Source organism: Nocardia sp. JW2 (genome assembly GCF_051843015.1).
Classification (GTDB): domain Bacteria; phylum Actinomycetota; class Actinomycetes; order Mycobacteriales; family Mycobacteriaceae; genus Nocardia; species Nocardia coubleae.
On the sequence record NZ_JBPXLK010000050.1, the window covers coordinates 1 to 8,967 of the forward strand.

Sequence of the window (8,967 nt, forward strand, 5' to 3'; positions counted from 1 at the left end):
TGCGTTGGTGCGTTGGTGCGTTGGTGCGTTGGTGCGTTGGTGCGTTGGTGCGTTGGTGCGTTGGTGCGTTGGTGCGTCGACACGTCGGTGCGTAGGTGTGCGATGGGGTGTGGGGTGGCGGACGCGGGGATGTCGTGCGCGATGACGGCGGGTGGCGGTGGGTGCGGGTGGCGGTGGGTGTGCGCCGGTCGATCAGTGGGTGAGGGTGCGCGGCGTGGTGCCGGCGAAAGCGACGATCTCGCGATGGAGGTGGGGCTGATCGGCGTAGCCGCAGATCGCGGCGACGTCTGCCACGGGCTGCCCGGCGGCGAGGCGATCCAGTGCGTGCCGGAATCGCACTATCTTCGCGGCCTGCTTGGGGGTGACACCTACTTGTGCGGTGAATCGGGACCACAGTCGCTGCCGGCTCCACCCGGTCCACTCCGCCAGCTCCCGCACCCGTACTCGGCCACCGGTGGCGACGATGCGGTTCCAGCATGCCGCTACCTCGGAATCGGCAGCGCCGACTGGTTCGCGGTGGGCGAGGAATGCCGTCAGGATGGTAAATCGCCCTGCCCACGTGGGTGTTTCGGACAGTTGCTCGCGCAGTAGGGGTGCTTCGCGTCCCCACACGGCGTCGAGATCGACCACCTCGCCGCGCAATTCGGATGGAGCGGCGCCCAGCAGAGTGCGCGTGGACAGGGGCGACAGCCGTATCTCGAGGCATTCGATGCGGTCGGCCGTCACCTGCTGCGGCATCGGTGCCAGTCCGGCGACCACACCGCCGAGCTGCCGCTGTTCACCACCGGCTGTGACCCGCAGCGGAGCCTCGCCGAACTGGATCACGACGGTCACCTCGGGCCGCGCGCACACCCGCATCGGCGCGCCTGCCCCGACGCGCTCCAGGAACCCACCCATCACCGCGCCCGGAACCGGGTCGGAACCGGGAGCCGCAACCTCCCAGCCCCCACCCAGTTCCGCTTCGGACACGATCGGGCGCATCTCACCAGCGTAGGTGGGTGGTGACGTAAGCGCCGCCGATCAGTCGCAGCGGGGCGCTGCACGCGCTCGGGGCGTGTCGACCGTCGTAGTGTCGTCGAGGCGGTATGGGCGGCCACCCAGATGGCGGGGTCGATGGGCACGCCGCACAGATGAGGTCGAAACCCTTACTGACCGGCTATATGTCGATCAGGAAGGGTCGACGCGGGCTTCGGTGGCGGCCTCGGTGCCCGCGGCCCAGCCTTCCGCGCTGCGGATGGTGATGCCTTTCGCGCGGGCGGTGGGGAAATAGGTGTCGAAAGCCTTGTCGATCTGGTGTTGCCGGGCCGCCAGGACGGGGAGGAGGTGGTTCGGAGCGTGGGCGATCGTGGTGTCGGTGGCCTCGGTGAGGCGCTCGCCGATGCGCGTCGCGTAGGCGGTGAGGAAGGCTTTGCGGTAGTGGCGGGAGCGGGATTCGCCGGTGTCGGCGGTGTCGATCATCGTGCGGGTGGCCTGGACCAGCAGGGAGGTGGACAGGAGTTCGACGAGGTCGAGGTCGGTGTCGTCGCCGACCACGGTGACGAAACCCCATTCGGCGGCGAAGATGGCGCGGCAGCGATTGGCGTGCGCCACCCGGTCGATGAGCAGGGCTTTGGCATCGGTGTAGGGGGTGTCGAGCCAGATGCGACGGGTGGCGGGGAGATCGCTCGACGGTTCGAGCAGCAGGTGATCGATGGCGTACTTGGTCATCAGCTCCTGCGCCTTGGCCGACAGCGTCTCGGCCTCGTCCGGGAACGAGGTGGATTCGGCCTTGGCGAGCAGCCCACGCACCCGGCCGAGCACCTTCTCGTCCACACCGTGCCGAGGCCGGACCGGCCCGGACGATTCGAGCTTCGGCAGTCGCAGCAACAGTGCGAGCGCTTCGATCACCGTTGTGAGCGCCTCGCTGCCGGTGAGCAAGGCACGATCGGCCCACGCCCGCAGGTGGGGAGTCGTCCACCAGACGGAGGCATCGAGCTCGTCGAGCGCTGCGTCCCACCTCGCGTCGGGATGATGCACCGCCATCAGATCCAGCAGATACCCCACCGCGAACTCGTCGAGGCGTCGGCGCGCGGCCTGATGGATGTCCCCCGGCAGCCAGCCGAGGTCAGAGGCGTGGGCAATGAGCCGCCGACCTGCCAGTTCGACCCCTGCGGCGAGCTCGTCGGTAATAGTCACCGTGCCGATCGACTCGGCCCCGCCCCGCGCGGCAGCGGCGATGATCGACTCGGCGATGGTCGCCGGATCACCCGACAGCGCGTCGAAAGCGGTCGGCGGAGCGGGCTTGCGTCCGGTGCGACGCCGACGGTTCTGTTTGACCATGGTCTACCGATCGTCCCCCGCTCACGGTCCGGTCGACAAGCGGGCCGGATTTTCCGCTCGGTAGGCCTCGTACCCGTGCGTCATCACCGATCAGGGCCGTCCGCCGCATCGGAAGCTGGCACCGGTTCAGCCGAGGTGCGAGCGGTCTCGGTGACCGTGCGGACGAAAGCGGTGCCGGCAGGCGACAAACCGGAGGCGCGCCAGACCAGGCCGTATTCGATGGGTGGAAGGTCGTCGAAGGGGAGGTACACCAGGCTGGGGCGGGGGTAGAAGTGACCGGCTTGGGCGGCGGCGAGGGCGATGCCGTTGCCCGCTGCGACCTGGACCATCACTTCCTGCCAGTACGGCATGGTCATCGAGCGATGGATCGGTCGGCCCGCGGGGGTGTGGGTGGGGAAGTGGTGGTCGAGGAAGTAGCCCGGCAAACCCCGTGCGGTGAGGAGGGTTTCGTCGGCCAGGTCCGCCACGGTGACCGAGGTGCGGGTGGCCAGAGGGTGGGAGGTCGGGACGACGAGGACCTTCGCGTCACGCAACAGGACCGGGCCGCTCACCAGATCCGGCTCGACGGCGGGGTACTCGAGGAAGACCAGGTCGAGTTCGCGGCGCCGCAGCTGACCGAACCGGTCCGACAGCTGGACCTCACGCAGCTCCACCGTGCACGCGGGCCGCTCGGCGCGGAACGTCGTGGCGGCCGACATCAGCATCTCGCTGCCCAGTGGGTGCGTGAAGCCGGCCCGCAACACCTCCGCGGCACCCGCGCTGTCGGCCGCTCGGGCCAGCGCGGCCAGGATGCCGTGGTGATGCGGAGCGAGGGCGTCGCGGAGCTGAATTCCCAAGGGGGTCAACGACACCCGTCGACTCGTTCGCTCGAACAGTGGTGCGCCGATGCGCCGTTCCACGGTGTGGATCATCTGACTCACCCGGGCCCGCGATACCGCGAGCCGCTCCGCCGCCCGCCCGAAATGCAGTTCCTCGGCCAGCACCAGGAAGGTTTCCTGCTCCTGCCAGTTCATCGTGTGCTCCCGGCGCACTTCACGGCGGTGCGCACGAAGGCCGCCGCACGCGCCGACAGACCCGACGCGCGCCACTGCAGACCGTATTCGATCGGCGCCTGCTCCTCGAACGGCACATAGACCAGATCGGGTCGCGGGTAGTACTCGATGCCCTGGGCGGCCGTCACGGTGACACCGATATCCGCGGCGACGTGGGCCAGCAACTCCTGCCAGTACCGTGTCGTCGTCGAACGGCGGATCGGCGACCCGGCGGGAGTCACCGGCGGAACCACGTGATCGAGGAAGTAGCCCGGCACCCCGCCGATGAACAGCACGGTCTGTCCGGTCAGATCCTCGACGGTGACCGAGCGTCGCCGCGAGAGTGGATTGCGGGTGGACACCGCCAATACCCGGGCATCGCGTAGCAGCACCGGACCGCACACCAGGTCGGGTTCGGTGGCGGGGAATTCGATGAGCTGCAGATCCAGCTCGCCCGAGCGCAGCGCGCTGTAGCGATCGGAGAGCTGCACCTCGCGGATATCGAGCGTGCAGCCGGGGTGGCGTGCGCGCAGGGCATCGCCCGCCCCGATCAGCAGCTTGCCCGCCAGCGGGCTGGAGAAACCGACTCGCAGCACGCCGTCGATGCCGCGCGCGGTTTCGGTCACCTCCGCCACCGCGTCCAGGACTCCGCAATGGTGCGGGAGCAGGTCGTCGCGGAGCTGAATACCCAAGGGCGTCAGGGAAACCCGACGGCTCGTCCGCTCCAGCAGAGGTGCGCCGACGCGGGCCTCTAGTGTCTGGACCAACTGGCTCACCCGGGCCCGCGACAGCAGCAACCGATCCGCCGCTCGCCCGAAATGCAGTTCCTCGGCCACCGCGAGGAACGTTTCGATCTCTTGCCAGTTCATCCATCACCTCTCATCGGTAAAGGCTCTTTACCGACCGGTGAGTATTTTGCCTGGTGTTCGCCTGTATCACGCTCCGACCGCCTCGTCGGCACCCGCCGACGCGCGAAGGCGCTGGGCGGCAACGCCGAATCAGGCAGTGTCCGGTGCTGATCGGCTGCCGACCGGGCACCGGCAACGGAATCGGTAATCCTGCCGCAAACATGACGGCAATTGTTTATGGCAGAAATGTATTCGGAGACAAAAGAATGCGGTGACGTGCACCTGGCACGTCACCGCATTCGACACCGACCTGAGGGGAGTGGTCGGCAAGTCCGGCTACACCGAATTACTCGGCGGGGGTGTTGAGTTCGCGCGCGCCGAGCAGGATGTCGACGATGTTGGCGCCACCGCTGGTGAGGCTGTCGAATGCCGAGCTGCCGGTCTCGAGCACCTCGAGGCCCGCGAGAGCGGCGGCCGAACCGGTACCGGCGGCACCGAGGCCCGCCGAGCCGGTGCCCGCGGCACCGAGACCGGCCGAACCGGTGGCCAGAGCGGGCAGGGCGGCGGCGGAACCGGTACCGGCGGCACCGGCACCCGCGGCGCCCGCACCAGCGGAACCGGTCGCGCCGAGGGCGGCCGAGCCGGTGGCACCGAGGGCGGCGGAACCGGTGGCGGCGGCGGCCGAGCCGGTGAAGGCGTTGGCGGCGGCGGCGGGACCGAGCACGGCGATGGCGAGGGCACCGGCAACAGCGAGGGTCTTGCGAGTCATGAGATTTCCTTTCGGTGCCTGCAATCACAGGCTGGTAACGCAAAGGGGGCGGTGCGGCGATGAACTCGGTAGGGGTTGGTGTTCCTGCCGACAAAACGGAAAGTTAATCGATGCGGGAAACGAATTGCTAATTGATTCCACGTGGTGATTATCACCATTAATACTTGGTAAACGGAATGTTTCCGCAGGTCAACTGGGTCTGTTCGATCGATCACATAAGGCCTGGCGCATAGCTGGCTAATGGTCTTCGGAAATCGGGCAAACTTGTGGCACACGACCTGGCGCGCGATTCCGGCATGCGGCCGCAGCGGGTGGAGTGACGCGGAGCGCACCCACCAGGACCGTTGCGGGCCCACGGAGCAAGACCTACTAGTCTGATCGGCGTGAGTCTTGTGCTGTTGCCCGCGGTCGATGTCGCCAATGGGGAGGCCGTGCGCCTCGTACAGGGGGAGGCCGGTAGCGAAACCGGATACGGGTCGCCCCGCGACGCCGCCCTCGCGTGGCAGGAGGCCGGTGCCGAATGGGTGCACCTGGTCGACCTCGACGCGGCCTTCGGCAAGGGCAGCAACCGTGAGCTGATCGCCCAGGTGATCGGCGAACTCGACGTGAAAGTCGAGCTCTCCGGTGGAATCCGCGACGACGACTCGCTGAAGGCCGCCCTGGCCACCGGCTGCGCGCGCGTGAACATCGGCACCGCGGCGATCGAGAACCCGCAGTGGTGCGCCCGCGTACTCGGTGAGTACGGCGACCGGATCGCGGTCGGGCTCGACGTCAAGCAGATCGACGGCGAATGGCGGCTGCGTGGGCGCGGCTGGGTAACCGACGGTGGTGACCTCTGGGAGGTCCTCGAGCGCCTCGAACGCGACGGGTGCGCACGCTATGTGGTCACCGACGTCTCCAAGGACGGCACGCTCACCGGCCCCAACCTCGAACTCCTCAGCCAGGTGGCCAATGCCGCCGAGGCGCCCGTCGTGGCCTCCGGCGGCATCTCGGTGCTCGACGATCTCGTCGCCATCGCCGGCCTCGCCGACGAGGGTGTCGAAGGCGCCATCATCGGCAAGGCGCTGTACGCGGGCCGGTTCACCCTGCCCGAAGCCCTGGCCGCGGTGCGCTGACCTCGCCATGACCACCGCGCCGAGCACCGCCGAACTGACCGACCTGCTGGCCGTCGCCACCCAGGTGCTGGACGGGGTGGTGCCGCGCTATCTCGAGGGTGTCGGCGCGCCGAGCGCGGTGGCCAAGGGCCGCAACGACTTCGCCACCGAACTCGACCTCGAACTGGAACGCACCATCTCCGCCGAGTTGCGCCAGCGCACCGGAATCGCGGTGCACGGTGAGGAATTCGGCGGGCCGGAGCTGACGTCGGGCACGGCCTGGGTGCTCGATCCGATCGACGGCACCTTCAATTACTCGGTGGGACATCCCATGTCGGGCATCCTGCTCGCCCTGGTGCACGAGGGCGAACCGGTGATCGGGGCGACCTGGCTGCCCGGGCTGGGCCGCCGGTACGCCGCCGTCCGCGGCGGTCCGGTGTATCTCGACGGGGTGGCGTTGCCGCCGCTGGCGCCCGGCAAACTCGGCGAGGCCATGATCGGTTTCGGCGCGTTCAACCTGGATTCGGCCGGCCGCATCCCTGGCCAGTTCCGGTTCGATCTGCTCGGTGCGCTGAGCCGGTTGTCCTCCCGGGTTCGCATGCACGGCGCCACCGGAATCGACCTGGCATTCACCGCCTCCGGTGTGCTCGGCGGCGCGGTGGTGTTCGGTCACCATCCGTGGGACAACGCCGCCGGGGTCGCGCTGGTGCGGGCCGCGGGCGGGGTGGTCACCGACCTGGCGGGCGAGCCGTGGACCATCACCTCCGGTTCGGTGCTCGCCGCCGCACCCGGTGTGCACGAAGAACTCCTTGACATGATCTGCGCGGTCAGCGACGAAGAACGAGGTTGAACACGATGGGTACCAGCACACAGCAGAGCACGCTGGCCGTCCGCGTGATCCCCTGTCTCGATGTGGACGCGGGCCGGGTGGTCAAGGGCGTGAACTTCCAGAACCTGCGCGACGCGGGTGATCCGGTGGAACTGGCCGCCACCTACGACGCCCAGGGCGCCGACGAACTCACCTTCCTCGACGTGACGGCCTCCACCGGCGACCGGGCGACCATGCTCGACGTGGTGACTCGCACCGCCGAACAGATCTTCATCCCGCTCACCGTCGGTGGCGGGGTGCGCACGGTCGAGGACGTGGACCGCCTGCTGCGCGCCGGGGCCGACAAGGTTTCGGTGAACACCGCCGCCATCGCCCGCCCCGAGGTGCTCTCGGAGATGTCGCAGCGCTTCGGTTCCCAATGCATCGTGCTCTCGGTCGACGCCCGCACCGTGCCCGACGGGCAGCCCGACACCCCGTCCGGCTGGGAGGTCACCACCCACGGCGGCAAGCGCGGTACCGGTATCGACGCCGTCGAATGGGCTGTGCGCGGCGCCGAACTCGGCGTCGGCGAGATCCTGCTCAACTCCATGGACGCCGACGGCACCAAGGCGGGCTTCGACCTGCCGATGATCGCCGCCGTCCGCGCCGCCGTGCACGTTCCGGTGATCGCCAGCGGCGGTGCGGGCGCGGTGGAACACTTTCCGCCCGCCGTCCACGCGGGTGCCGACGCGGTGCTCGCCGCCAGCGTCTTCCACTTCGGCGACCTCACCATCGCCCAGGTCAAAGACGCCATGCGCGCAGACGGCATCACCGTCCGCTGACCCGGCGCCGACCCTCGGCGGTCTCCTCCGTCGGTGCTACAGACCCATGTCGGTAGCGATGACGGTGCGCAGGGTGTCGGAGGTGTCGCCGCCTGGGAGGCGGTCCACGCGGTGGTCGGCGTAGAGGCGGGCGATGGGCGAGTCGGTGAGATAGCCCGCGCCGCCGTGTAGTTGGAGGCAGCGGTCGATGACCCGGGTCGCGGTCTCGGTGGCGAAGAGTTCGGCGGAGGCGGCGTGGGCCGGGTCGAGTGCGGCGCTGTCGTGGGCGGCGAGAGCGCGATCGATCACGGCCTCGATGGCATCGACCTCGGCTCGGCAGCCCGCCAGTTCGAACTTGCTGTGCTGGACGGCGGCGACGGGGCGGGCGGCCGGAAGCCGGTCGCGGGTGTGGTCGCGGGCGAAGCGGATGGCCGCCTTGGCCCGGGCGTAGGCGCCGAGCGCGATATTCAGTCGCTGCTGTGGCAGTTGGGCGGCCAGGTGCGCAGCGGCTCGATGCGGGTCGCCGAGCAGGTTGGTGGCGGGGACTCGCACATCGGTGAAGGTGAGTTCGGCGGTGCCACCGACCTTGCGGCCCAATGTGTCGAGGCGCCTGCCCACCAGGAAGCCGGCGGCGCTCGTGTCGACGACCAGCAGCGAAAGACCGTAGGACGGGTCGTCGGGTCGCGGCGGTGCGGTGCGGGCGCACACGATGACCCGATCGGCGTGCACCCCACCGATGACATAGGTCTTCGAACCGTTCAGCACATAGCTGCCCTCGGCGGTCAGTGGCGCGGTGGTGCGCATCCCCTCCGGTTCGGTGCCCGTGCCCGGCTCGGCCACCGCGAGGGCGAACATCGTGTCGCCGCTGACGATCCCCGGCAGCCACCTGGCCTGCTGCGCCGGGGTGGCCAGCGCGGTGATCAACGGCAGGCAGCGGCCCAGGTGCGCGCCTGCCCCACCGAAGGAGACAGCGGCCCTGGCGATCTCCTCGGCGAGCACGCCACGATAGGCCAGCGAGTCACGCCCGGCACCACCGAACTCCACCGGCACCTCGAGACCGAAGACTCCCAGATCCCCGAGCCGGTAATAGAATTCGCGCGGCACGAGACCGTCCTGGTACCAGCGGCCGAAGCTCGGGACGACCTCGGCTTCGATGAAGGCCCGGATCGTGGCCCGGAAGGCGACGAGTTCGGCGTCGAAAGCTGTTCTGCGCATCAGCGATTCCCCTGTTGTCGGCGCGCCTGTGCGCACGGGCCGGGCCGCGAACACCCCCGTGT

Annotated in this window: 9 protein-coding genes; 3 read left to right on the forward strand and 6 right to left on the reverse strand. The window is 69.1% G+C overall.

Going from position 1 to position 8,967, the window contains the following annotated elements:
• Positions 1-192: 192 nt before the first annotated feature.
• The 5 genes from ACSVDM_RS30600 to ACSVDM_RS30620 all read right to left on the reverse strand — a co-directional run bounded on the left by ACSVDM_RS30600 (position 193) and on the right by ACSVDM_RS30620 (position 4,967).
• Positions 193-981, reverse strand: a complete 789-nt coding sequence (locus ACSVDM_RS30600) for a helix-turn-helix domain-containing protein (RefSeq protein ID WP_439269147.1) — start codon at positions 979-981, stop codon at positions 193-195.
• A 186-nt stretch (positions 982-1,167) separates the two neighbouring features.
• On the reverse strand, positions 1,168-2,319 hold the full coding sequence (locus tag ACSVDM_RS30605) for a DUF2786 domain-containing protein (protein WP_439269148.1): 1,152 nt from the start codon (positions 2,317-2,319) through the stop codon (positions 1,168-1,170).
• 83 nt (positions 2,320-2,402) lie between these two features.
• A complete protein-coding gene (locus ACSVDM_RS30610) occupies positions 2,403-3,332 on the reverse strand; it encodes a LysR family transcriptional regulator (protein WP_439269149.1) in 930 nt (309 codons plus the stop codon).
• The gene (locus ACSVDM_RS30615) at positions 3,329-4,219 is read right to left on the reverse strand and encodes a LysR family transcriptional regulator (protein ID WP_439269150.1); all 891 of its coding nucleotides are present in this window, start codon (positions 4,217-4,219) and stop codon (positions 3,329-3,331) included. The genes ACSVDM_RS30610 and ACSVDM_RS30615 overlap by 4 nt, the downstream gene beginning before the upstream one ends.
• Before the next feature lie 325 nt (positions 4,220-4,544).
• Positions 4,545-4,967, reverse strand: a complete 423-nt coding sequence (locus ACSVDM_RS30620) for a hypothetical protein (RefSeq protein ID WP_067644751.1) — start codon at positions 4,965-4,967, stop codon at positions 4,545-4,547.
• A 383-nt stretch (positions 4,968-5,350) separates the two neighbouring features.
• On the opposite strand from ACSVDM_RS30620, the gene priA reads away from it, so the two are divergent.
• Genes priA through hisF form a run of 3 tightly spaced genes read left to right on the forward strand, consistent with a single transcriptional unit; the run spans position 5,351 to position 7,711 of the window.
• Complete coding sequence (gene priA / locus ACSVDM_RS30625; RefSeq protein ID WP_439269151.1) at positions 5,351-6,082, forward strand: bifunctional 1-(5-phosphoribosyl)-5-((5-phosphoribosylamino)methylideneamino)imidazole-4-carboxamide isomerase/phosphoribosylanthranilate isomerase PriA; 732 nt, start codon at positions 5,351-5,353, stop codon at positions 6,080-6,082.
• A gap of 7 nt (positions 6,083-6,089) precedes the next feature.
• Positions 6,090-6,911 carry an inositol monophosphatase family protein gene (locus ACSVDM_RS30630; protein ID WP_067498181.1) on the forward strand — a complete coding sequence of 274 codons (822 nt, stop codon included), beginning with the start codon at positions 6,090-6,092 and terminating at the stop codon, positions 6,909-6,911.
• A gap of 5 nt (positions 6,912-6,916) precedes the next feature.
• Positions 6,917-7,711 (forward strand): imidazole glycerol phosphate synthase subunit HisF, encoded by a 795-nt coding sequence (gene hisF / locus ACSVDM_RS30635; protein ID WP_067498179.1) that lies wholly within the window; start codon positions 6,917-6,919, stop codon positions 7,709-7,711.
• Between the two features lie 36 nt (positions 7,712-7,747).
• Here hisF and ACSVDM_RS30640 read toward each other — a convergent pair.
• The coding region (locus ACSVDM_RS30640; protein ID WP_439269152.1) for an acyl-CoA dehydrogenase family protein at positions 7,748-8,967 on the reverse strand (1,220 nt) is incomplete at its 5' end.

Coding starts and splice junctions, on each gene's coding strand:
- ACSVDM_RS30605 (WP_439269148.1), bottom strand. CDS start 2,319: ATGGTCAAACAGAACCGTCGGCGTCGCACCGGACGCAAGCCCGCTCCG.
- ACSVDM_RS30610 (WP_439269149.1), bottom strand. CDS start 3,332: ATGAACTGGCAGGAGCAGGAAACCTTCCTGGTGCTGGCCGAGGAACTG.
- hisF (WP_067498179.1), top strand. CDS start 6,917: ATGGGTACCAGCACACAGCAGAGCACGCTGGCCGTCCGCGTGATCCCC.
- ACSVDM_RS30630 (WP_067498181.1), top strand. CDS start 6,090: ATGACCACCGCGCCGAGCACCGCCGAACTGACCGACCTGCTGGCCGTC.
- ACSVDM_RS30615 (WP_439269150.1), bottom strand. CDS start 4,219: ATGAACTGGCAAGAGATCGAAACGTTCCTCGCGGTGGCCGAGGAACTG.
- ACSVDM_RS30600 (WP_439269147.1), bottom strand. CDS start 981: ATGCGCCCGATCGTGTCCGAAGCGGAACTGGGTGGGGGCTGGGAGGTT.
- ACSVDM_RS30620 (WP_067644751.1), bottom strand. CDS start 4,967: ATGACTCGCAAGACCCTCGCTGTTGCCGGTGCCCTCGCCATCGCCGTG.